19 protein-coding genes and 1 tRNA gene are annotated in these 24,303 nt (G+C 59.9%); 11 read left to right on the forward strand and 9 right to left on the reverse strand.

The features are described from left to right. The first annotated feature begins 31 nt into the window (after positions 1-31). The 3 genes from BBBR_RS01270 to BBBR_RS01285 all read left to right on the forward strand — a co-directional run bounded on the left by BBBR_RS01270 (position 32) and on the right by BBBR_RS01285 (position 4,755). Positions 32-1,834, forward strand: coding sequence for a glycoside hydrolase family 36 protein (locus BBBR_RS01270; protein WP_003828162.1), 1,803 nt, complete (start codon positions 32-34; stop codon positions 1,832-1,834). Positions 1,835-2,233: 399 nt separating this feature from the next. Then, positions 2,234-2,623 carry a chorismate mutase gene (locus BBBR_RS01280; RefSeq protein WP_014483408.1) on the forward strand — a complete coding sequence of 130 codons (390 nt, stop codon included), beginning with the start codon at positions 2,234-2,236 and terminating at the stop codon, positions 2,621-2,623. Between the two features lie 146 nt (positions 2,624-2,769). Then, positions 2,770-4,755 (forward strand): hypothetical protein, encoded by a 1,986-nt coding sequence (locus tag BBBR_RS01285; protein ID WP_003828165.1) that lies wholly within the window; start codon positions 2,770-2,772, stop codon positions 4,753-4,755. 32 nt (positions 4,756-4,787) lie between these two features. Here the strand turns inward: BBBR_RS01285 and valS are convergent, their stop codons facing one another. The 8 genes from valS to BBBR_RS01325 all read right to left on the reverse strand — a co-directional run bounded on the left by valS (position 4,788) and on the right by BBBR_RS01325 (position 15,162). Further along, positions 4,788-7,523: a valine--tRNA ligase gene (valS, locus tag BBBR_RS01290; RefSeq protein ID WP_003828166.1), complete on the reverse strand. Its 2,736-nt coding sequence runs from the start codon at positions 7,521-7,523 to the stop codon at positions 4,788-4,790. A 51-nt stretch (positions 7,524-7,574) separates the two neighbouring features. Beyond that, positions 7,575-9,104 carry an ABC transporter substrate-binding protein gene (locus BBBR_RS01295; RefSeq protein ID WP_003828167.1) on the reverse strand — a complete coding sequence of 510 codons (1,530 nt, stop codon included), beginning with the start codon at positions 9,102-9,104 and terminating at the stop codon, positions 7,575-7,577. A gap of 34 nt (positions 9,105-9,138) precedes the next feature. Then, positions 9,139-9,807 (reverse strand): endonuclease III, encoded by a 669-nt coding sequence (nth, locus tag BBBR_RS01300; protein ID WP_003828168.1) that lies wholly within the window; start codon positions 9,805-9,807, stop codon positions 9,139-9,141. A gap of 24 nt (positions 9,808-9,831) precedes the next feature. Beyond that, positions 9,832-10,602, reverse strand: coding sequence for a winged helix-turn-helix transcriptional regulator (locus tag BBBR_RS01305; RefSeq protein WP_003828169.1), 771 nt, complete (start codon positions 10,600-10,602; stop codon positions 9,832-9,834). Between the two features lie 179 nt (positions 10,603-10,781). Then, entirely contained in the window at positions 10,782-11,486 is a 705-nt protein-coding gene (locus BBBR_RS01310) for a hypothetical protein (protein WP_003828170.1), read from the reverse strand. Between the two features lie 109 nt (positions 11,487-11,595). After that, positions 11,596-12,174: a manganese efflux pump MntP gene (locus BBBR_RS01315; protein WP_003828171.1), complete on the reverse strand. Its 579-nt coding sequence runs from the start codon at positions 12,172-12,174 to the stop codon at positions 11,596-11,598. A 173-nt stretch (positions 12,175-12,347) separates the two neighbouring features. After that, complete coding sequence (locus BBBR_RS01320) at positions 12,348-12,842, reverse strand: inorganic diphosphatase (RefSeq protein WP_003828172.1); 495 nt, start codon at positions 12,840-12,842, stop codon at positions 12,348-12,350. An 85-nt stretch (positions 12,843-12,927) separates the two neighbouring features. Next, complete coding sequence (locus BBBR_RS01325; RefSeq protein ID WP_032738217.1) at positions 12,928-15,162, reverse strand: alpha-1,4-glucan--maltose-1-phosphate maltosyltransferase; 2,235 nt, start codon at positions 15,160-15,162, stop codon at positions 12,928-12,930. A gap of 246 nt (positions 15,163-15,408) precedes the next feature. Between BBBR_RS01325 and BBBR_RS01330 the strand changes: the two genes are divergently transcribed. After that, positions 15,409-17,343, forward strand: a complete 1,935-nt coding sequence (locus BBBR_RS01330) for a hypothetical protein (RefSeq protein WP_016462149.1) — start codon at positions 15,409-15,411, stop codon at positions 17,341-17,343. A 52-nt stretch (positions 17,344-17,395) separates the two neighbouring features. Here the strand turns inward: BBBR_RS01330 and BBBR_RS01335 are convergent. Then, positions 17,396-17,472 (reverse strand) — tRNA-Met (locus tag BBBR_RS01335). Positions 17,473-17,699: 227 nt separating this feature from the next. Between BBBR_RS01335 and BBBR_RS01340 the strand changes: the two genes are divergently transcribed. The 7 genes from BBBR_RS01340 (at position 17,700) to BBBR_RS01370 (ending at position 24,298) form a co-directional block, all read left to right on the forward strand. Further along, a complete protein-coding gene (locus BBBR_RS01340; protein WP_014483418.1) occupies positions 17,700-18,734 on the forward strand; it encodes a homoserine O-succinyltransferase in 1,035 nt (344 codons plus the stop codon). Positions 18,735-19,078: 344 nt separating this feature from the next. Beyond that, positions 19,079-19,888 (forward strand): F0F1 ATP synthase subunit A, encoded by an 810-nt coding sequence (gene atpB / locus BBBR_RS01345; RefSeq protein ID WP_003828177.1) that lies wholly within the window; start codon positions 19,079-19,081, stop codon positions 19,886-19,888. 97 nt (positions 19,889-19,985) lie between these two features. Beyond that, positions 19,986-20,216: an ATP synthase F0 subunit C gene (atpE, locus tag BBBR_RS01350; RefSeq protein ID WP_003828178.1), complete on the forward strand. Its 231-nt coding sequence runs from the start codon at positions 19,986-19,988 to the stop codon at positions 20,214-20,216. Between the two features lie 65 nt (positions 20,217-20,281). Next, positions 20,282-20,800: a F0F1 ATP synthase subunit B gene (locus tag BBBR_RS01355; RefSeq protein ID WP_003828179.1), complete on the forward strand. Its 519-nt coding sequence runs from the start codon at positions 20,282-20,284 to the stop codon at positions 20,798-20,800. A 34-nt stretch (positions 20,801-20,834) separates the two neighbouring features. Then, a complete protein-coding gene (locus BBBR_RS01360) occupies positions 20,835-21,671 on the forward strand; it encodes a F0F1 ATP synthase subunit delta (protein ID WP_003828180.1) in 837 nt (278 codons plus the stop codon). Positions 21,672-21,739: 68 nt separating this feature from the next. Beyond that, on the forward strand, positions 21,740-23,371 hold the full coding sequence (gene atpA / locus BBBR_RS01365) for a F0F1 ATP synthase subunit alpha (RefSeq protein WP_003828181.1): 1,632 nt from the start codon (positions 21,740-21,742) through the stop codon (positions 23,369-23,371). A 3-nt stretch (positions 23,372-23,374) separates the two neighbouring features. After that, the gene (locus BBBR_RS01370; RefSeq protein ID WP_003828182.1) at positions 23,375-24,298 is read left to right on the forward strand and encodes a F0F1 ATP synthase subunit gamma; all 924 of its coding nucleotides are present in this window, start codon (positions 23,375-23,377) and stop codon (positions 24,296-24,298) included. The last annotated feature ends 5 nt before the right edge of the window (positions 24,299-24,303 follow it).

A 24,303-nucleotide genomic window follows, 5' to 3' on the forward strand; every position in this document is an offset into this window, starting at 1 on the left:
GCCAAAGAAGGCACTGGAAAGGACGGCTCATATGCTTTTGGATCATTTCAAGGACATGCTGCATGAGGGGCAAAGCCTCGGCGCGACGTGGATCATGCATTCGGACGGGCTGACCATCGAGACGACGTGTGAAGATGGTCCGGCATCGAAGGGCATCGTGTTCGATGTGACGGCGGCGAATCCGGGGGCCACTGCGACGATTGTGATCGGCAAGCCTCTCGGCTCCATCCAGAGGTTTCACATGGTCGGATCCCGTTGCCGCGAGCCGTTGCCTGCTGACTGGGCCGGCGTCACGCAGGTGTCGTTGGTCAATTCGGCCCCCATGGGATGCATGGTCGACGATGCGGACAGGAACGTGCTGTCATTCGCATATTCGTTCGCACAGGACGAGATTACGATGCGTTACGGCGTCGACGAGGAACACGTGTTGTTCGTCGTGATGCTGCAGATCCAACGTGTTCCCGGACATAGCCGACTGTTACTCATGGATGACGGACTGCCGTTGGATGAGACGATGCGGCTCTTGGTCGAATGGGTGGCCGATGGTTCCGCACCTTTACCCATGGCGGACAAGGCGCTGGAACCGGTTTTTTCCACCTGGTATGCGTACCTGCAGAACGTCGACGCCGAGACCTTGGGACGTGAGCTCGACGGCATGAGCCGACTGGGATGTGGATCCATATTCATCGACGACGGCTGGCAGCAATATGGCAGCGGGCGCGGATATTCCGGTTGCGGCGACTGGGTTCCCGATCCCGTTAAATTCCCCGACATGCGTGCCACTGTCAGGAGGTTCCAGGACGCGGGGGTCGGCGTCGTCCTATGGATCGCACCCCTGTTGCTGGGCGAGAAGGCGCACGTGTTCAAGACGTTGGAACGATACGCGCCCATCCATGACGACGGGCTGGGACGGCAATTCCACGTCCTCGACCCACGACGCAAGGCGGTCCGCGACTACATCGGCGGCGTTTGCGCTCGGATGGCCAAGGATTACGGCATCGCCGGACTGAAGATCGATTTCCTGGAACAGGCCGGGGCCTACCAAGGCCAGCCATTGGAGAATCCCGAACCCGGCGACGTCACCGATGTCGGCGAGGCGATGAGACTTATGCTCGAACGGATCAAGACCATGTTGATCGAAAACTGCGGTCAGGTCCCGGTCGTCGAATTCCGCCAACCCTATTCCAGTCCCGTCATCGCACCGTACAGCAACATAGTCAGGGCCAGCGACTGTCCCGCCGATGCCCTGACCAATCGAATCCGCACCATCGACGAACGGCTGGCCGCTGGTAACCGCGTGGTGCACGGAGATATGCTGCTGTGGGACGTGAACGCGGGAGCGGAGACGTGCGCGGCGCAGATTCTCGCATCATTCTTCGCCGTGCCGCAGATCTCGGTCCCGCCGTCGGCCATGTCGAATGGTCAGTATGAATCCTGCCGTTTCCTACTGTCCCTATGGCGCAAACACCGAAACGTCCTGTTGAATGGCCGTCTGCAGCCAGTGTCAAGCATTCTGGGCTATCCACTCGTGCACGCGTTCGACGGCAACGGGACGCAAGTCAGCGGCGTGTACGCGCCGGACATGATCATCGACGTGGACGCGGATACGAGAACGCTGATCATCCTCAACGCATCCACGGAAAACAACGTGACCATTCGCCTGCGCGGTGACGGCGGGACGGTCAAGTTGACCGGCCACGCATACGACTGCACAGGAGCCATCACTATGCAGTTTGAAGAAGATACAGATACGTTCCGTGAAAACGGAGACGCGACGATCACGACGATTCCAGTTCCCACCTATGGCATATTGGAATTGGCGCTAGAGCGATAAAACGCGATACTTTTCTGAACCACGGTTGTTGGACTGGAGAAATTCAGATTCGATGATCGGAGGTGTGGTTCTTTCGTATGGGTGAAGATCGGAGGAGACATTACGACGACGGGTTCCGGCGCGAGGCGCTGGAACCCGTCAGGGCCGGGACGGGCAGCAGGACGTTGGCGCGCCGGCTTGCGATGCCACGGCAGACCCCGAAACAATGGATCCTGTTGTATGGATCCAACGGCGAGGAGGCAGTCATGGGAGCCACCGGCAACAGGCGCTATGACTGGTAGACGAAGGTCGCGGCCGCGCGCGACCACGTCGAGGACGGCCTGACCGTAGCCGACGTCATGGTCAAATACGGGATTGCGAGTATCGCGCAAGGACTTGAACGGGAGTATTCTCGATATCATGAGAGAAACGAGCAGCGACTGGCAAAAGACCACCATTGATTCCGCCCAAGCGGCGGCTCACCCGGAAACCGCGCAGGCGGTGGCGCGTATCAAGGCGCTACGTCAGACCATCGATAATATCGATTCGGCGGCCATAGCCCTGTTGGCCGAGCGTTTCAAAGCCACCTCGCAGGTGGGCGTGCTCAAAGCCAATGCCGGATTCGCCCCTGAAGACACCAAGCGTGAGGATTATCAGATCGAGCGTCTCCACCGCATCGCCATCGATGCTGGGCTCGACCCCGAAATCGCCGAAATGTACCGTGAATTCGTGGTCACCGAGGCCAAGAAGCGGCACAAGCGTATTGCCGACGCCGGGGGAGACCCGGGCGTGCTCGACGTATTCGCCTGAGCTTCTCGTAGCAATCCATTACTGGTCAGCGGCACACGAATTGCCCATGTCCTTCCAAGGGCAATGACGACTACATTGATACGGGACTATCGATACCGATAGCCAAAACCGTATAACCATTGACCACATTGAACGGAAACGCCGCCATGAGACTTGCCTCCGCCTTGATCAGTTGCGTACTATGCGTAACCGGCACTGTTGGCGGTGCGTGGCTTTCCCGTCCGGCATCAGTCGATTATGGCTCTCTGCTTTCCAAAGCAAGCGACATCTATGCCGTCACCGATGAGAGGGGAGACGCAACCCGGCTGTATGTGGTGAACAATGCCAGCAATGCGGCAATCTCCCGCATTCCGGGCGCGGCTGCCGAATTGCCGTGGAAAGTCAACGTCACGTATTCGCTGGATGGTCCGAACGTTGAGGCCAACGAGATTTCCGGAGCGTCTGGACTTGTCGGCATATACATCGATGTCAAACCGCAGTCCAGTGCAGCCAACCATACGATTCCGGTTGTCACCTTCACCGTGCCCACTCAAGTGACTGGTGATATTTCCGCCGATAATACGGCTTCGGTAGCCACGCAGGGCTCCGATATTGTGGTAGCCGCGGCAGGGAACGTTTCTTCCGGGCTGAAATTCAGCTGCTACATGGACGCGAAGAAGTTCTCAATGGGTGCCGTGACGCTCGCCGCGCTGCCGTCTTCCGGAGAGCCGTCCGTTGGAGCCGATCCTCAGGCCGCAGGATCCGCCACTCAGTCCGAGGCCGATGCCGGCGACCAAACCGCTGCCGATACAGATGCTTCCCAGCTGATTGCCAACAGCGCTACTTTGGTTGGTTCCCTGACGGATGCGGGCTCCGGCGAGCACCAGCAGCTTATCGATCAGCTGGATGCGCTGCGCAGCAACGAACGTGCGCTCGACAAGTCCGTGGTGGCCGAGCGTAAAGTAACCCACAAGCAGGCTTTTGATGCGTATATGGCTGCATATGTTGGCGCCTATACCGATCACTTGTCTGGGTCCATTGGTGATTCCAGCCAGCTGTCCGCGCTTATGGGAACAGCCGGAGAGCTTTCCAAAAATACGCCATTAGCCCAAGCGGTGATTGATCTGGCCGATGCAGTGAACAATGTGAGCGCCGCGCACCAGCATGCGGGTGCAGTCGAAGCATTGGACGAAGTGATTCGGCGCATCCAACAGCAGGGAACCACTGGTTTGGCGGATGATTTGAACACCGAAGCCGCCGAAGAGGCCACCAAGGGATCCAAGCAGTATGCCGAGGGGCAGAGCCAATTGTCTGCTGCGATGATCCCGTATTCGATGAAATACACGGACGTATACACGGCCAATCTCAGCGCGTTGACCGGCGGCACCTCGTCTGGTGCCGGGATTCACGAGCAGCAGGCAATCGCCGAAACCAATAGCAGCGACGATTTGACTGAGGCGCAGTCCAAGGTCGATGCTGCCATGAGCACACTCGCCACGGCATCCGAGCACACCGGTAAGGCTGCGGCATTGCGTCAGATTGTGCTTCGTTTTTCAGACCAGTTCGCCAGTTCCGGCAATGTGCAGAATGCGTCGAGCGGTTCTGGCTCGGTTGATCAGGCCCATGCACTGGCCGGCTTGGCGGACGCGCAATCGCAGTCGTTCTATGGCAAGACTCGTGCCGCGGAAGCCAAGCGCAAGGCCAGTGCTGCACGCAAACAGGCCAAGGCCGCACAGCGACAGCAATCGCAGCATGCTGATGCCTCGCTGGTGGATGACACGATGTCGCTGTCTTCAGCGGACGTCATGCACTATGCCAATGGTGTCAACTCGTCAATCGGCTCTTCGCAGACCGCCGACACCTTTGCCGGAGGCAAGCTGAACTCTGCAGACGGGTCAACCGAGCAAAGCAGCGGCAAGTTCAAAAACGCCGTTTCTCAGGCCGGTGATTCCATGGATGTTGCCCCAACGCTGTTTGGCTTTGGCAGTGGCGGTACATTGCTCAAGCATGATATGAGCACACTGGTCAACGAGACTGTAGAGATAAGCGATGCTGGTGAGCTCCTGAACCAGGCGGTCGCCCAGATCAATACTTCTGCCGTGCAACAAAAAACCGCCGGAACCCGATATCTCATCGTGGTTCCGACGGTTTAATCTGGCTCAAAGAGGGGAGCCAGAGCGGCGACTTACTTCTTCGGCTTCTTGACCGGGGGTTCGCCGAGCTCGCTGGTCTCGACGGCCACTTCGGTTTCCGGTGCATCCTCGGCAGCGGAAACCGCCGTGTGCTTGGCCACCAGGTCGAACTTGCCGATTACACGGCCGGCCTGTGCGATGTCGCCCAAAGCGGCGTGAATCGCGTCCACGCCCTCGGCAGCGGCGGAGAGCGCCACAGACAGAATCGGGGTCTTCATGGAGACCTTGGCCTCGGACTTGATCTTGCGCAGCTGCTCCACAGCCTTGCCGGCCCAGGTCAGCAGCTCGGGGGAGGCACCGGTGGCAGCCTCGACGTACGGATCCACAACCGGCCAAGCGGCGCGGTGCACGGAGCCGGAACCGGCGTGCATCCAGCTCCACACCTCTTCAGAGGCGTACGGCAGGTATGGAGCCAGCAGACGAGCAAAGGCATCCAAGCCCAAGCCCAGCGCGGTGCGGGCGGACTTCACGGCCTTCTCGGACGGCACATTGCCCTGCTCGTCCGGAGTTCCATAGGCACGGTTCTTGACCAGCTCGATGTAGTCGTCGCAGAACTGCCAGAAGTAGGACTCGATGACCTCAAGCGCCTTGGAGTGCTCGTAAGCCTCCAGCGCTTCGGTGGCCTGACGCACCACCAAGGCCAGCTTGGCCATGGCGGCGCGATCCAGCGGCTCGGTCACATCGGCCGGGTTCCACGAAGCCTCAGCGGCTTCGCCCACGTGGTGGTTCTCGTCCTCGCGGCCAATCGCCAGTGCAAACTTGGTGGCGTTCAGCAGCTTGATGGCCAGTCGACGGCCGATCTTCATCTGGCCGATGTCATACGTGGCATCGAGGCCCAGGCGCGCGGCGGCAGCCCAGTAGCGCACGGCGTCCGCACCGAACTTCTCGATCGGCTCGTTCGGCACCACGACGTTGCCCTTGGACTTCGACATCTTCTTATGGTCGGGATCCAGAATCCAGCCGGACAGCGTGGCGTGAGCCCACGGCAGGCACTTGTTTTCCAAGTGCGCGCGGTCCACGGTGCTGAACAGCCAGGTACGGATGATGTCCTGACCCTGCGGGCGCAGATCCATCGGGAAGGTGGACTTGAACAGGGCCTGAGAAGCCTCATCCGGCTCAGCCCAGTGGGTCACGATCTGCGGGGTCACCGAAGAGGTGGCCCAGGTGTCCATGATGTCCTTTTCGGCGGTGAAGCCGCCGGGCACATCACGCTGAGACTCGTCGTAGCCTTCCGGCACATCGATGGTCGGGTCGATCGGCAGACGATCCTCGCTCGGGGTGATCGGGCGATCGTAATCCGGCTCGCCGGAAGCGTTCACCGGGTACCACAGCGGGAACGGTACACCGAAGAAGCGCTGGCGGGAAATCAGCCAGTCGCCGTTCAGGCCGTGCACCCAGTTCTCGTAGCGCACGCGCATGAAGTCGGGGTGGAAGTTCAGTTCCTTGCCGCGCTCGATGAGCTCGGCGTTCAGCTTCTCGTCGGTGCCGCCGTTCTTCAGGTACCACTGGCGGGAGGTGACGATCTCGAGCGGCTTGTCGCCCTTCTCGTAGAAGTTCGTCATACGCTTGGTCGGCGTCGGCTCACCGTCCAGGTCGCCGGACTCACGCAGTTTGTCTACGATGACCTTACGGGCGGAGAACGTGGTCTTGCCAGCGGTCTCGGCAAAGACCTCACGGCCGGCCGGGTCGGTGATCCAATCCGGGGTGTCCATCACGATACGGCCGTTGCGCTGAATGATCGGGCGGGTGGGCAGCTTCAGATCGCGCCACCACTCAACGTCGGTCACATCACCGAACGTACAGCACATGGCGATGCCGGCACCCTTGTCCATTTCGGCGGCCGGGTGAGCCAGAATCGGCACCTTGACCTTGAACAGCGGGGAGTAGACTTCCTGGCCGAAGTACTGCTTGTAACGTTCGTCATTCGGGTTGGCGATCAGCGAGGTGCAAGCGGCCAGCAGCTCGGGGCGGGTGGTCTCGATGTAGATTGGGGTGCCGTCCTCAAAGCGGAAAGCCACCTTGTGGTAGAAGCCCGGGTATTCGCGGGACTCAAGCTCGGCCTGAGCCACTGCGGTCTGGAAGGTCACGTCCCACAGGCCGGGGGCGTCCTGCTGGTAGGCCTCGCCGCGGGCAAGGTTGCGCAGGAAGGCCTTCTGAGCCACGCGCCGCGGGTGCTGGCCGATGGTGTGGTAGGTCTGCGACCAGTCGATGGACAGGCCCAGCTTGCGCCACAGGGCCTCGAACAGCTTCTCATCCTCGGCGGTGAGCTTCTCGCACAGTTCGATGAAGTTCTTGCGGGAAATCGGCACCTGATCCTTGGCGTCGATCTTCTTGCCATCGGTGCCCTCGAACGGCGGCTTGAAGTCCGGGTCGTAGGGGAGGGACACGTCCACGCGCACGCCGTAGTAGTTCTGCACGCGGCGCTCGGTGGGCAGGCCGTTGTCGTCCCAGCCCATCGGGTAGAACACGTCATAGCCGCGCATGCGCTTGTAGCGCGCAATCACGTCGGTGTGCGTGTAGGAGAACACGTGACCCACGTGCAGCGAACCGGAAACGGTGGGCGGCGGGGTGTCGATGGAGTAGACGGCCTTACGGTCGCGGGTGTTGCGGAATTTGTAGGTGCCGTCTTCGTCCCAGACGGCGCGCCACTTGTCCTCAAGCCCGTCCACGCCGACCTTGTCGGGCAGCGGGGTGAGTTGCGCGTTGATGATGGAATTGCCTTCAGTCATAAGGCCAAAGTTTATGCATGTTGCATGACAAGGCGAGCCGTGGAAGGAGCCTTACTTCACCGTGAGGTCGGCCAACGGCATGCGCTGGTCGATGAGCGCGGCCGGATATCCGGAAAGCTTGGTGGAGGCCACGGTAAAGCATTTGCGCGTATACAGCCAGTTGCTTGCCGCATCTTCGCTGAGCTTGCGCGCATAGACCTTCATCTTCTCGGCATAATCGGCGTCGTTGGTGGCGGCACGGGCATCGGCATAGGCCTGCTGCACCTCGGCATGGTTGTAGTGGAAGATGGAATTCGGATCGGCAAACGTGCCGGCGTCATCGGTGCCATTCATGCTCATCAGGGTCAGTTCCCAAGTGCCGTCCTGAATACGCTTGACATATTCTTCGTCAGATACGACTTCCAGATTCACCGAGGGGCGCGGCAGCTGTTCAATCTGCTGCTTGATGGTTTCGGCCATCGGCTGCCACTGCGCGGTGACCACCAAATCCACCGTGGTCAGATAGGGGCCGAAATAGGAGGTCATCGTTTGCGTCTTGGACATATCGTGCGGGAACAGGCCGGTCAGATCCTCATAGCCGGGTTCCAGCGGGCTGATCGGGCCTCCCAGCGCACCGCTGGAATCCGACTGCGAGGCGGCGATGCCGGCCGAATCGATGAGGTATCGGAATGTGGTACGCACATTCTGATCGGACATAATCGAATCGGAATTGTTGTTGAACGCCAGCAGCACCTTATCTGTGGTGGCGCCTTCGGTGACGGTCAGACCGTCCTTGCCGTTCATCTGCGATGCCACGGTGGTGGTGGCGGGTGCGGCCATATCGATAGTGCCCTCGGATACGGCATCGGCCAGCGACGTTTCATCGGAATATTGGGTGAATGTCACGGTACCGACGTGCGCCTTGGTGCCGTGGTAGCCCCCGTTGTAATCGAGCGTCAACGACTGCCCTGGCGTGAACTTGCCAACGGTGAACGGGCCGGAGCCTACCGCCTGCTTGGCATAGTCGGCATCGCCTGCCTCGGAATCGTAAGCAATGCCCAGCCTGCCGGACAAGGCGCGCAGCAACGTGGGGTTGGTCTGCGCAAGAGTGATGACCACGGTGGAGTCATTCGGATTAGTGACCGACTTCAGATCGCCCAGATCATCCACGTCGGCATATTTCTGGGTTATCGCCTGCTGCAGGGACCACACCACATCCCCGGCATCCAACGTGTGCCCATTGGAGAAGGTGAGTCCGGAGGCGATGGTCAGGGTATAGGTCAGCCCGTCATCGGATGTTTTCCAATCCGTGGCCACGCCCGGCTTGAGCTGGTTGTTCTGATCGACGGTCAGCAGTGTTTCGTACACGTTGTCTAGCAGCAGACGTTCCGCCGAGGCCGATGCCGTGGCACGGATATCCAGCGATTGCGGCATATCGGTAATACCGACGGACACCTTGGTATCCGGGCCGGAATCCAGTAGACCCGGAATGGAATGACTGCGCGTGATTACCGACCAGCAGACCCATACCAGTGCGCTAAGCACTGCGGCGACTACTAGGAAGACCACCCATCTCAACCACTCGTTGCGACTCTTATGCATGCCCATCAGCCTAACGAGAGTGCGCTACCGAACGCTATTTCGCGCTGATGCCTGCGCTGGGGCAGGTGGCGGCCAGCGGGCAGTTGGCGCAGTCCGGCGTGCGGGCATGACAGGTGGATCGGCCGAACAGGATAAGCCGATGGCTGAGATCCGTCCACTCTTCAGGTGGGAAGCATGCGGTAATCTCCCGCTCGATTTTCACGGGATCCAGATGAGTGGAGCGCCAATCCGATCGCCAGCGCAGACGACCGGTGACGCGCATCACATGAGTGTCCACGGGAAAGCCGGGAATGCCGAAAGCGTTGCCCAGCACCACATTGGCGGTTTTGCGGCCAACGCCTGGCAGGCTGGTCAGCTCATCCATCGATTGTGGGACCTGGCCGTCAAAGCGTTCGTCCAATGCCGTGGCCAAGCCGATGAGATGCTGGGTTTTCGACCGGTAGAAGCCGAGCGGATGGATAATATCCTCGACCTGAGCCGGGTTGGCCTCTGCCAAATCATGAGCCGTGGGATACGTGGCGAACAGTTCGGGGGTGACCGTATTGACACGCTTGTCAGTGGTCTGGGCGCTGAGCACGGTGGCGATAAGCAGTTGAAGCGGGGAGGTGAAATGCAGGGCGCACTGCGGTTGCGGAATCATACGGCATAGGATGTCGTATTCCTTGTGCATGCGCTCTATGCGCGCGGTTTTGGTTTCTCGCATGGGAGGTGAAACCTGTGAGCCGTGTTACGCGGCGGTCTCTTCCGTATCGGCAGCGTCGTCAATGGAGGATGCCTTGGCGGCCTGTTGTGCGGCGGCATCGCCCTTGTCGTTTTCCGGCGGATCGAAGCGATATCCTACATTGCGGACTGTGCCGATGAGATGCTCGTATTCGCCGCCGAGCTTGGCGCGCAGACGACGGATGTGCACGTCAACGGTGCGGGTGCCGCCGTAATAGTCGTAGCCCCACACTTCCTGGAGCAGCTGGGCGCGGGTGAACACGCGGCCGGGGTGCTGCACCAAGTACTTGAGGAGTTCGAACTCCTTGTATGCCAGATCGATGGGGCGTCCATGCAGGGAGGCGGTATAGCCGTTGGTGTCCACGATGAGGTCGCCGGAGCGAATCTGGCCATCTTCCACCGTGGCGGTGGATTCGGCGGGAGAACCGGCTGCTGCGGCTGTGGGAGCGTTGCCGCGCTCGGAGACCAATCGCAATCGGCCCTCGACTTCAGCCGGGGAAGCGGTGGTGACCACCACATCCGCAATGCCCCACTGGGAGTTGACCACGGTGAAGCCGCCTTCAGTCAGCACCAGTACGATCGGCGTGGATAGGCCGGAAGCGTGGATGAGGCGGCACAAGGTTTTGGCGGTCGCCAGATCATCGCGTGCATCCAGAAACAGAATGGTGTTCTCCGGCATCTTCACCAAGCTGGCTGCATCCATCGGCAGTACACGGACGCGATGAGAAAGCAGGGCGAGTGATGGCAAAACGGTGGCGGGGTCGCTGGCGAAAGTCATCAACGTAAGATCCGTCACGCTAATCCCCCTTTATCCTGCAATGTGTTACGCAATTGCTTAGTGTGGCCGTACGAGTCGTCAGCGGCGTTATGCCGCTTTCGCAAAGTTTTCATTATTCTACGCGCTTGTAGTGGACACATAGGTTACAAGTTTGCGGAATATGGAACGGCGGACGTCCATCAACCGATGATACGGCCGAGCACCAGTGCGGTTGCGGCGATGGTCACGCCCATCAGCATTACCGACATCAGGCCGGTGCCGATCCACGGATAGCGGATATCCGGGTCCGGATCGGCGTCGCGCACCCACAACGTGGAGGCCACGGCCAAGGCCAGTCCCAAAACGATGAGGATGATCAGGGCAACGGTTCCCGCAACGGTGCCCTTGGCAAGCATTGCGCCCAAATCAGGCAGGAAGCACCAGCCGGCCACGGCGAGAGCCGCCACACCGGAAGTCACGGCGTGGGACAGGGCGCGGATGAGATGGTCCCGCTTCTCGCGGGCCATCTGACGTCCGAACGAGAAGACCACCAACATGACCAGCAGCAGGCCCATGGCCAACGCCCACGAATACCACGGAAGCGTCGAACCATCCGCGGCGGTCTGGTCCGGCGGCACCTTGCCGGCGGGGAACGGCACGGTGACGAACATCAGGGAGGCCGCGCCGAACAGCAAGGTGACGACGCGATCCAGCATCGTGCCGCGCAACGGCCAGAAGACAAGGAACACGACCAGCGTCAGGCAGGCGACGACCCGGGGGGCGGTGGGGTCGGCGCCGAGCAGGGTGACGGCCGCGGCCGCGATGAGCAATGCGTAGGCCGACAGCTGGACCAGCAGCATGCGCAGAACCTTGTTCTTGCATTCCTTCCAGGTGATTTCGGTCATGGTACGCCTCTCAGATAATCGAATCGCTACGTCAATCCTACGTCGGGCGTTGGAACGGTGCCGTCGAGCATTGATGGCCATCCGTGGCGACGAGATGCGTGACGGCAAGTCAGAACGCGATGACGCCCAGATGCTCCAGCAGCACTTTGACGCCGATCAGAATCAACACCACACCGCCTGCGATCTGCGCGGGTTTCTGCCAGTGAGCGCCGAAGGCGCGCCCGATGTACAGGCCCGCCGCGGAGAAGAGGCCGGTCACCACGCTGATGCAGAGGATGGCGAACGGCACGCTGGTTGCCATGAACGCCAGACTCACGCCTACGGCGAAGGCGTCGATGCTGCACGCCACGGCGAGCGGCAGCATGTGCTTCCAGTCGAATTGCGCGGTCTCCTTGGCGTTCTCCGCGTCCTCCTCGTATGCCTCATGCACCATGTTGCCGCCGATGAACGCCAGCAGACCGAAGATGATCCAATGATCGAATGCGGTTACATACGCGCTGAATGCGGAGGCCGCGTAATGCCCCAGTATGAGGAAGAGGGCCTGGGCGCCGCCGAACCAGAGCGCCGATCTGACGGCATCCCCGGGTCTTACGCGGGAGACGGTGAGCCCCTTGCCGATGGAGACGGCGAACGCATCCATGGCGACGGAGACGGAAATGAGCAGGGTCTGAACGATTATCGCAATCATGATGTGATGGAAGGTTCATCGCCCGAACTCCAGACGATGGGCCTCGACCAGCGTTCCCACACGCCGCCTACGCCTAGCTGAAAAATACACCAGCACTATATCACGCGATGCACGTCGAACCAAAAAGGCGGGAGGCCTCCGGAGAGGTCTCCCGCCGACGATTCGGAATCGAATCACTTGCCTTCGTTCGCGAGACGCTCACGCGCGGCAATGATTTCCTTTTCGGCGGCGTCAGCACCAGTCCAGTAGTCGCCCGGCAGGACTTCCTTGCCCGGCTCCAGAGCCTTGTACTGTTCGAAGAAGTGCTTGATTTCGGCCTTGTGGTACTCGTTGACGTCGTCGATGTCCTTGATGTCGTCGAAACGAACGTCGGCGGGCACGCACAGCACCTTGTCGTCGCCGCCGGCCTCGTCGACCATGTGGTACAGGCCCACGGCGCGGCACTCGACCACGCAGCCCGGGAACACGGAGTTCGGAATCATCACGAGAGCGTCCAGCGGATCGCCGTCCTCGCCCAGGGTGCCGTCGATGTAGCCGTAGTCATCCGGGTAACCCATTGCGGTGAACAGGGTACGGTCCAGGAAGACGCGACCGGTCTCGTGATCGACTTCGTACTTGTTCTTGGAGCCGCGCGGAATTTCCACAACGACGTTGAAGGTTTCTGCCATTGGTTATCTCCTTGTTTGGAAACTATTCGTTACACACACTACTACTGGGCGGGCACCCCGGCTATAGCCGTGCCCGCCTTTCGTTTCACTGCACGGACAGGATATGGGCCACGTCCGCCCATGGGGCGAGCGAGACGTAGTTGTCCCAGCCCCACTGGAATTCACGACCGGTGAGTTCGTCACGTACGTTCAGCGGACGATCGGTGGGTAAGCCCAGCTCATCAAGATCCAGATGAATCATTGCCTGATGGGCGTTGTGTCCATCAAGGTTGACCACCACGATCAGCGTGTCCGCGTGGCCGGTGCCGGTCAGCTCTGCCGGTGTATGGCGGGCGAATGCCAGCACGCCCGGATCGGAGGACTGCAGCACGGTGAGGTTATGGTAGCTGCGTGCTGCCGGGTGGGCACGGCGAATCTTGTTCAACGAGGTGAGCATCTCGGCCACGCCGAACTGCTTGGCCTTGGACCAATCGCGGACTTTGACCTCGTACTTCTCGTTGTCGATCTGCTCCTCAAAGCCGGGGCGCTGCTTGTTCTCGATAAGCTCGTAGCCGTTGTAGATGCCCCAGCTTGGGCTGCCCAAGGCTGCCAGCACCGCACGCACGCAGTGGCCGGCGATGCCGTTGTCACGCACGTATGCGGTGAGGATGTCCGGCGTAGTGGGCCAGAAGGTGTTGTGCTGGTAGTAGCCGTCATCGCCATTGGTGGTGGGCAGATACTCCTCCAGCTCTTCCTTGGTGTTGCGCCACGGGAAGTAGCAGTGGGACTGGGTGAATCCCACGTAGCTCAATGCGCGCATCATGCCCGGGCGGGTGAACGCCTCGGCCAGAAACAGGATTTCCGGGTGCTTTTTGGTCACTGCGGCAATCACGTCCTGCCAGAAACGAACCGGCTTGGTGTGGGGGTTGTCGATGCGGAAGATGGTAACGCCCGCCTCGATCCACAGGTTCATAATGCGCTCGACTTCCTTCTCAATGCCGGCCATGTCGGCGTTGAAGTCGATCGGATAAATGTCCTGATACTTCTTTGGCGGGTTCTCGGCGAAGGCGATGGTGTCGTCCGGCTTGTGTTTGAACCATGCCGGATGCGCCTTGACCCACGGGTGATCGGGGGAGCACTGCAGGGCAAAGTCAAGTGCGATTTCGAGGCCCAACTCGTGCGCGCGCTGGCACAGTGCCTTGAAATCGTCCATGGTGCCAAGCAGCGGGTCCACCGTGTCGTGACCGCCCAGTTCGGAGCCGATGCCGAACGGGGAGCCCGGATCGTCGGGGCCGGCGATCAGTGAGTTGTTGCGGCCCTTACGGTTGGTCACGCCGATGGGGAAGATCGGCGGCAGGTAGACGATGTCAAAGCCTTCGGCGGCGGCACGTTCCAGGCCGACCATCGAAGTCTTTAACGTGCCTTGCACGATCTTGCCGGTGGCGGGATTGATGGTGGCGCCTTCGGAGCGTGGGAAGAACTGGTACCAGGCGGCGAAGCTGGACTTCGGGCGTTCTACCTTGAAGCGCTGGGGCTGGCTGGGGGAGATGCCGTCGCGCAGCGGGTGGGTGTCGTGCAGCGTGGCGATGCGCGGATTGTCTCCGGCGGCCAGGCGATCTTCGGCGCTGAGCGAAGCGTCGGCCATGGTTTCGGCGGCCTTCTCCAAAGTCTTGCGGTCTCGTGCGGTGAGATTGGCATCCGGGGTTGCTGCCCAGCGAGCCAACAGTTCAGCGCCGGAATCGAGCGCATTGTTCACGTCATCCTTAACGCGAACCTTGATGCGGGCATCATGCAGCCAGGAAATATAGGTGTCTTCCCATCCTTCGACGGTCACGGTCCATTCGCCCAGCTGACGTTTGACGGCCGCATAGCCATCCTCCCACGGCTTCAGATCGCTGTGGTCGCCGCACTTGACGGTCACCACCCAACGATCGAGACCGGGGTTCACGCATGTCATGGGGCGTCGCAGGGTTTCCTTGCCGCGCGGATTGCGCACTATGGCGGTGGCGCCTACCTTGGTGCGGCCTTCGATGAACACCTGAGCGGTCATCTCGAACGGCTCGCCGAGCTCCACGCGGGCGGGGAAGATGCCGCGTTCCTCGGCGGGGGTGATGTCCATGACGTTGATACGGCCGAACTGGCCCGGCTCGCTCACTTCGATGGTGGGAGCCGGTGCCTCGCTGGCGAGGCCGTGCAGGGCTGCCGGCGGAGTCGCTGTTGCGGTGCGGGCCCGCTTGCGCTTGGTAGTGGTTTTCGAGGACGAGGTCGTCTTTGACTTCGCGGTCTTGGTGGAGTCGCTGTTGCTTGTGCGCGTGGTCGCGCGATGTTGTACTGCTGCCATACTGCCCATTCTAAAGGGCTTGAGCTCGGGGACGCGCATTGTGGACACTTCTGGCGAAACGTTCTGCAAACGGCATGAAGTGGATAACTCGATAGCCCAGTTATCCACAACTCGCCGAAAAAACGCAAGCTCGAACCACATTGGCCTGAAACCATGTGCCGCACGCCGCCAACCTGCCATGCTCGTGGTCTATCCGCACGCACAAGGATGTGCGGTTCAAGCAAGAGATTGAAGAAAGGACTCGCGATGGCATTGGCATGGCGGAGAAAGGGCATGTCCATACTGGCCATGCTGACGGGATTGATATTGGCGCTGGCAATGGTGCTGGGTATGGCCGGCGAAGCCTATGCGGCGTCGCTGAGACCCTCCGAACAGAATCTGCATATCCGGTTTACACACGGTATTTCACTGCCTTTGGGAGTAATAGGGCTGGATACCTCGAATAACCATTACTACTGCATGGAAGCGGGGCCCATCACCGACTACACGGTCGGCCCGGTGCGATTGCTGAAAGACGACCAGAATGCACGCCGCATGGCCTGGATTCTTGAGCAGTACCGAAAAGCTGGCGCGCGGGATCATGCGGCCGTGGCGGTGATTATCCAGGATCATTTCGGCATCGGCACTCAGTGGGCGCAGCAGCGGGAGAGCGTCCGGCAGCAGCACCCGGATATCATTCCGCGTGCGGAACAGATATGGCAGGAATCGGAAAACAAAGTGGCCGCGGACGTTGTTGTGGAACGCATCGATGCCGTGGCGCTGCGCAGCGGATCCGTGGCGGTGAGCGTGAAGGGATACAACGGTGAGCTTGTGGAAGGTGTTCCATTCACGGTAACGCTTGAGGGGCCGGCGCATTTTGTGAGTACCGGAAAAGCTACGTTCTCAGGTGTATCCACCGCTACCGTGCAGCACCTTGCATGGGAAGCAGATGGTCACGGCGAAGTAACGGCAAAAACCACCTACGAGTACGGGCGCTTGCGCACTATGGACGGCATTCAGCAGCTCCTGGGCCTTGATTCGTTCGTCTCGACGGGCGGTTCGGCAACGACATTTACGGTGCGCAAGGACTTTGCTCCTATGGTGAGTACCACGGTCTCGGACAAAGTGGTCGATGCCGGTTCCCCAATATTCGATGATGTGACCAGTGGCGTGGCCGACTCCAGCAGTCACTGGGTGCCAGACCTCGCCTTGCAAGCCGAAGGGTACTACTTTGATGGTCTGACTGCCGATGATTTGGGCTTGGTCATCGAACCGCGCTCGCAGGAAAGCGCCGATGGTTTTCTGGCGAGGATCAAGCAAGCCGGGTATCGTCCATCGGCATACGGCCAGACTTCGTTCACCGGTTCGGGACAAACTGTGCGCGTGCAAGCCATGACCGAGCCTGGTGGCAGTACGCCATATCTGGCAGGTGAGGCGGATCGGGCCGATGGCGGTGGAACCGGTACGGGCAGTTTCGGCACGTGGGTGTGGGTGTTCCGTCGTGCTTCGCAAAGCGATGAGGCCAAGCAGTATCTTGTTCGGGACTGGTCCAGCACGTTCCTTGAAGCTGCGGAAAGCAATGTGAATCGTCGCAAGGTCGCGGTCGAGTCAACGGTGACCGAGCATTCCGCTCATGTGGGTTCTGAATTGAGCGACACCATAACCGTGTCCGGCTTCCCGAGCGACCATGGGTCGTTCGCCGGCAATGAGGAGTATGGATTCGGCGCTGACCGCCCGCATGCCACCGTGAGTGTGTGGTGGTCCGGCGATGCGGATGATGCCGTCAATGACGAGGCATATAAACCGACTGGCGCCGAAGTGCCGGCTGAGGATGAGCATCACCGCTTGGTGGGATCTTGGGAGATTCCGGCGCGCAACGGAACGTTCAAGTTCGGTGCGGGATCGTTGGACGCGCATGGCGAGCCGGTGCACATCGTTGCCGATCAGCATGGCTGGTATGTGTTCGTCTGGGAATTTGCGGGCGATGACCGTGTGATGCCGGCAGCGAGTAGATACGACGATGCATGGGAGCGGACGCGTGTGTTTGAGCCGGGGGAGCCGGAAGAACCGGAAGAACCGGTGGAATCTGAGGAGCAGCTGCCTCATACTGGAATCAGCATGGTCATGCCAAGCGCAGTGGCGGTTGCGTTCCTTTCCGTTGGCTGTACGATGCTTGCCATAGTCAAGCGCCGCAGGCGGTGAGACGGCATAACGCAGAAGGTCGGAACCCAATAGGATTCCGACCTTCTGAATGTGGTAGCGGGGCATGGATTTGAACCATGGACCTCTGGGTTATGAGCCCAGCGAGCTACCGAGCTGCTCCACCCCGCGTCGGCTTGTCTTTTAGACAGCTTTATCTACAATAGGGGCAATTTTCAGGAAGTCAACTCGGCGTGTTGTGCTGAATCATGGCCCTGAGCATGTTCTCCTCGGCCGATCGGTTCCAGCAATCCTCTCCGGGAGAGGGGGCCAACGAGAAAGACAGTAATAGCGCGCTATAAATGGCCGTTATAGGAATGCCGGGGAGCGATATCCAAGAAATTGACATAATAGAGGGTATGCCTATCAAGATCCCCAGTGGCCTTCCGGCCAGAGACATTCTCGACTCGGAGCGCATCTTTGCGCTCGAGAAGCCCGAGGCGGAGCGTCAGCGCGTCCGCCCGCTCAGACTGGTGATTCTGAACCTCATGCCCAAGAAGATCGAAACCGAGACGCAATTGCTGCGTCTGATCTCCAAATCGCCGTTGCAGGTCGAGATCGACTTCATGAAGACCTCCACGCATGAGGCCACGCATGTCTCCGCCGACCATCTGGTCAAGTTCTACGAGAATCTCGACGCCTTCCGCGACAACTACTACGACGGCTTCGTGGTGACCGGTGCTCCCGTGGAGCATATGCCATTCGAGGACGTGGACTATTGGGACGAGTTCAAGACGATTCTTGACTGGGCGTCCACGCACGTGTTCTCCACCATGTATCTGTGCTGGGGTGCCATGGGCGCGCTGTACGAGCGTTACGGCATCCATAAGGTGGATTACGCCGAAAAGATCTTCGGCGTATTCCCCCAGTATTTGCAGGATGAGTACTGCTTCCTGACCAACGGTTTTGACGAAATTGCACTGCAGCCGCACTCGCGTCTGGCCGGCGTGAATGAGGATGAGGTGCGTGCCAACCGCAATCTGCAGATTCTGACATGGGGTCCGCAGTCGGGGCCAGGGCTCATCGCCACGCGCGACTTCTCCGAGGTGTTTGCGCTCGGCCACTGGGAATACGGCAAATACACGCTTGCCGAAGAATATGAGCGCGATATGGCCAAGGGGCTGACCAATGTGCCGTTCCCGCAGAACTATTTCCCGCATGATGATCCGAAACTGGAGCCGCTGTTCGCCTGGCGAGCACATGCGAACCTGCTGTGGCGCAACTGGTTGAACTGGGTGTACCAGACCACGCCGTATGACCTGACCGAGGTTCCGGGGCTGCGTGCCGAAAAGAAGCTCGGCACTGATCGTTCGATTCGCCATGAGCCCGGCGGTCCGCGCGAGGATGATTTCAAGCCGTTCCTCAACGACGGCTACGGCGTTATTGAGGGCTGATCGTTCGCACAGTGGACTGTAATCTGTTCACGATACGGACGATTGAATGAACATAATCCTACACATCGGCGAGATGCGACTAATATCAAACAACACTCGCGAAGTGCCGGGAAAAGCCTTACGGCAGTAGGGATGAGAAAAGACGCGCCGAGGTGGGCTTGACTTTGTCTAGACACAGGCAAATAATCACTCTTCAGTCATTCGGAGTCGAATGCCCAGCGCTGACTCCGTGTCCACGCTCAGCAGACTCCGCATCGAGACGACGAAAGTAACGAGTCCGTCACATTCGCCCGCCCGGTGGGTTTAAACTGACACCTGACATTGAAGAAGCAGGAGGCGTGAATATGGTCGGTTCGTTCGGCGCAGGATTGCTGTTGGCGAACGAGGGCGCTCATCTGCCCTCAGTCAACGACTTCCTACCCCCGGAGATCCTGTTCCAGGGCACTCCGTTTGCCATCAACCGTATTATCCTGATCCGCATCGTGGCCACCGTCGTACTGTTGGTGGTGCTCGGTATTACCGCCAAGCATGCCAAGCTCATCCCCGGCCGTTGGCAGGGTGTGGTCGAGTACGGTCTTGACTTCGTGCGTGACAAGGTCGTTTATGACGTGATGGGTGAGGCTCGTGGCAAGCGCTACGTGCCGATGATTACCACCATCTTCTTCACGATCTTTGTCTTCAATCTGTGCGGCGTCATCCCTGGTATGAACATGGCTGCCACCGCCACGGTGGTCATGCCGTTGGTGTTCGCTCTGTGGACCCTGATTCAGTACTGGGTCACCGCAGCCCGCTCGCAGGGTCTCGGTCACTATCTGCGCCACGAGCTGTTCACGCCTGGTGTGCCGTGGCCGGTCTATTTCCTGCTGGCCCCGATCAACCTGCTTGAGTTGTTGATCATTCGCCCGGCTTCCCTGACTATCCGTCTGTTCGCCAACATGGTGTCTGGCCACCTTATGGTCGCCACTTGCTTGGCCTTCGCGCAGTACTGGATGGTTGACGCGGCCAACAAGCTGCAGGGCATCCCGGTGGGTGCGCTGTGGTTCGCCGGTGGCTTCGCCATGACGTGCTTCGAGGCGTTCGTCGCCTTCCTGCAAGCCTATGTCTTCGCGATTCTTTCCACCGTGTACATCAACCTGAGCTTCCCGGAGGAGTGAGGCGCTGTCTCGACTTCGGAACCCGGTCTCGCCTAATATGGCGGGATCGAAAATCAAAAATTTATAACGTCGCCAAGTACGTTAGAAAGGAAACACAATGGATATCATCACCCTCGCAGAGGTCGCCGGCAACCTGTCCGTCATCGGTTACGGTATCGGTACTCTTGGCCCTGGCATTGGTCTGGGCATCCTCTTCGGCAAGGCCATGGAATCCACCGCTCGTCAGCCTGAGATGTCCGGCAAGATCCAGACCATCATGTTCATCGGCCTGGCTCTGGTCGAGGTGCTGGCACTGATCGGCTTCGTTACCGCCCTGATGTTCCACTGATCGAACGTTTTCTCAGTCGAATACAGAAGGCAAAACGAATCCACCAGTGAAAGGAGGACTTCATAATGACGCTCGCAGAAGGCGGAATTGATCTGTTCATTCCCGAGACCTATGACATCGTATGGTCGCTGATCATTCTTGTCATCGTTGCGGTGTTCTTCTACAAGTTCTTCATGCCGAAGTTCAATGCGATCTTCGACGAGCGCGCCGCCAAGATTGAAGGCAACATCGCCAAGGCGGAGCAGGCTAAGAAGGATGCGGACGAAGCCAAGGCCAAGTATGAGGCCCAGCTGAGCACCGCCCGTGTGGACGCCGCCAAGATTCGCGACGACGCCCGTGCTGAGGCGTCCCACATCATCTCCGACGCCCGTTCTCGTGCCGAGTCCGATGCGGCTCAAATCACCGCTTCCGCGCAGCGCTCGATCGAATCCCAGCAGCAGCAGGCCATCGTCTCGCTCAAGGGCGAGGTCGGTGCTCTTGCCACCGCGCTTGCCGGCAAGATCCTCGGTGCCAAGCTGGAAGACAACGACGTGCAGTCCTCGATGATCGATTCGATGATCGACGATCTGGACGCCAAGAAGTGACTGTGACCATTCGTAACCAGAAAGGGAGGTGACCATGCGAGGAGAGGCATCTCGTATTGCAGACCGCGAGTCGCGTGATTCGCTGGCCCCGAAACTGCGCGACACCCATGAGGACGCGTGGCGGATCGGCAACGAACTGTTCACGATTACCAGCGCGCTGGACAACAACATTCAGCTGGAGCGTGCACTGACCGACCCATCCCGCCCGACTGCCGATAAGGTGGTCGTGTTCAAGGAGATGGTCGGCGATCAGGTGCACCCGATGACCACAGAGATCATGACTGATCTGGTCTCCCGCCGTTGGAGCCGTGCCAGGGATATCGCCAATGCAGTAGAGGACTTCGGTGTGGACGCCATGATGTACTACGCCGACGCCACTGACTCCACGTTGCACGTATCCATCGAGCTGTCCCGACTGCATTCCTCTTTGCTGAATTTGCCGGTTGTGCGCTCGAAGCTTTACGACGACCAAGCCCCCAGCGAGGTTCGTGTCAAGCTGTTCCGTGAGCTGTTCGGAGATAAGAATCTGAACAAGGTCACGATGAGGCTTGCCGAGCACGCCACCTGCAACCTGCGTCGCCGCCGCTATCTGGAAACCATCCAGTGGCTGATCAAAAAGTTCTCCCGCCATATGGGCCAGTCGATGATCACCGTGACCACCGCAGCCCCGCTGAAGGAAGAGCAGATCAAGCGACTGATCGATGTCTACTCCGCCAAGGTGGGACGTCAGGTGCACATCAACTCGGTGGTCGATCCGACCGTACTGGGCGGCATGCGCATTCAGGTGGGCGACGAAGTCACGGACAACACCGTGGTCGCACAGCTGCAGAACCTGCACCGCAGGGTACAGACGGAAGCAAGCCCGGTCTGAGAGCTGAGCCCATCCGCCCAACACAAGCAAAAGACTTGACTGAACAATAACCAATAGAAGGAGTGATCATGGCAGAACTGACCATCGATCCCGCCTCGATTCGCAAGGCCCTCGACGACTTCGTTGCGTCGTACAAGCCGAGCGACACCCCCACCCAGGAAGTGGGCTATGTCGCCACGGCCGGTGATGGCATTGCGCACGTGACGGGATTGCCTGGTTGCATGGCCAATGAGCTGCTGACGTTCGAAGACGGCACGCTCGGCCTGGCGTTCAACCTTGACGCCCGTGAGATCGGCGTGGTTATCCTCGGCGATTTCGCTGGAATCGAGGAAGGCCAGGAAGTGCGCCGTACCGGCGAAGTGCTCTCCGTGCCTGTCGGCGACGGCTACCTCGGCCGCGTCGTGGATCCGCTGGGCAACCCGATTGATGGCCTGGGCGAGATCCAGGGCATCGAAGGCCGCCGTATCCTCGAGGCGCAGGCACCCGACGTGATGCACCGCCACCCAGTCGACGAGCCGCTGTCCACTGGTCTGAAGGCCATCGATGCAATGACCCCGGTCGGTCGCGGCCAGCGCCAGCTCATCATCGGCGACCGCCAGACCGGTAAGACCGCCATCGCGATCGATACCATCATCAACCAGAAGGCCAACTGGGAATCCGGCGACCCGAAGAAGCAGGTTCGCTGCATCTACGTGGCCATCGGTCAGAAGGGCTCCACCATCGCTTCGGTGAAGCAGAGCCTGGAAGACGCCGGTGCCATGGAGTACACCACCATCGTGGCCTCCCCGGCAGCTGATTCCGCTGGCTTCAAGTACATTGCCCCGTACACCGGCTCGGCCATCGGCCAGCACTGGATGTACAACGGCAAGCACGTGCTCATCGTCTTCGACGATCTGTCCAAGCAGGCAGAGGCCTATCGTTCGATTTCCCTGCTGCTGCGTCGTCCGCCGGGGCGTGAGGCTTACCCGGGCGATGTGTTCTACCTGCACTCTCGTCTGCTCGAACGTTGCGCCAAGGTCTCCGATGACCTGGGCGGCGGTTCGATGACGGGTCTGCCAATCGTCGAGACCAAGGCGAACGATGTGTCCGCCTACATCCCGACCAACGTGATCTCCATTACCGATGGCCAGATCTTCCTGCAGTCCGATCTGTTCAACGCCAACCAGCGCCCCGCCGTGGACGTCGGTATCTCGGTCTCTCGAGTCGGTGGCGCCGCACAGACCAAGGCTCTGAAGAAGGTCTCCGGTACCTTGAAGATCTCCTTGGCGCAGTACCGCTCGCTGGAATCCTTCGCCATGTTCGCCTCCGATCTGGATGCGGCATCCAAGGCCCAGCTGACCCGTGGTGCTCACCTGACCGAGCTGTTGAAGCAGCCGCAGTTCCACCCGTATTCCATGGAGCAGGAAGTCGTGTCTGTGTGGACCGGCACCCACGGCAAGCTCGATGACCTCGAGCTGTCCGACGTGCTTCCGTTCGAGCAGGGACTGCTGGACTACATCGACCACAACACCGACATCCTGAAGACCATCCGCGAGACCGAAGACTTCACCGCCGATACCGAGGCTGCCCTCGATAAGGCCGTGGACGAATTCCGTTCGACCTTCGTTTCCTCCAACGGCAAGCCGCTGGTCGAGAAGAAGCCGGACGTTGCCAAGGCAGCGCCGGTCGATCAGGAAAAGATCGTGGCGGGAGAGAAGTAAGCCATGGGCTCGCAACTCGCATTGAAATCACGCATCCACTCCACTGAGTCGTTGGCCAAGATTTTCAACGCTCAGGAGATGATCGCGTCTTCGCACATTGCCAAGGCCCGTGATGTGGCCCTGAACGCGAAGCCGTACACTGATGCGATTTTCGATGCCGTGCAAGCGTTGGTGGCACACACCCATATCACGCATCCGATCGCAGTGAAGGACGAGAACAACCCTCGCGTGGCTGTTCTCGCCCTCACCTCGGATCGTGGCATGGCCGGCCCGTACACCTCTTCGATTATCCGTGAAACGGAATCGCTGCTCGCCCGCCTTGATGCGGCCGGCAAGCAGCCGGAGCTGTTCGTGTACGGACGTCGCGGTTCGACGTACTACAAGTACCGCAACCGTGACATCGCGGCCACATGGGAAGGCGACACCGACCAGCCCGGCGTGGAAATTGCTGAAACCATCTCCAGCACGTTGATGGATGCCTACATGAAGCCGGCGGAGCAGGGTGGAGTTTCCGAACTCTACATCGTCTACACCGAGTTCATCAACATGGTGGTGCAGAAGGTGCGCGTACTGCGCATGCTGCCCGTCGAGATCGTGGAGAACGAGGCCAAGGTCCCCGCTCCTGATGAAGAGGCTCCGGCTGTGGCGGACGTGGCTCCGCTGTACACCTTCGAGCCGAGCATCGAGGAAGTGTTGGATGCCATTCTGCCGAAGTACATCCAGTCCCGTATCCACGAATGCCTGCTGACAGCTGCCGCATCGGAGACCGCAAGCAGGCAGAACGCCATGCACACGGCTACCGACAACGCTCATAACCTGATCGATGACCTTACCCGCAAGCTCAACGCCTCGCGTCAGGCCTCGATCACCCAGGAACTTACCGAAATCATCGGCAGCGCCGACGCGCTGAACAAAGAGGAAGAGTAGGAACG

This window comes from Bifidobacterium breve DSM 20213 = JCM 1192 (genome assembly GCF_001025175.1).
Lineage (GTDB): Bacteria > Actinomycetota > Actinomycetes > Actinomycetales > Bifidobacteriaceae > Bifidobacterium > Bifidobacterium breve.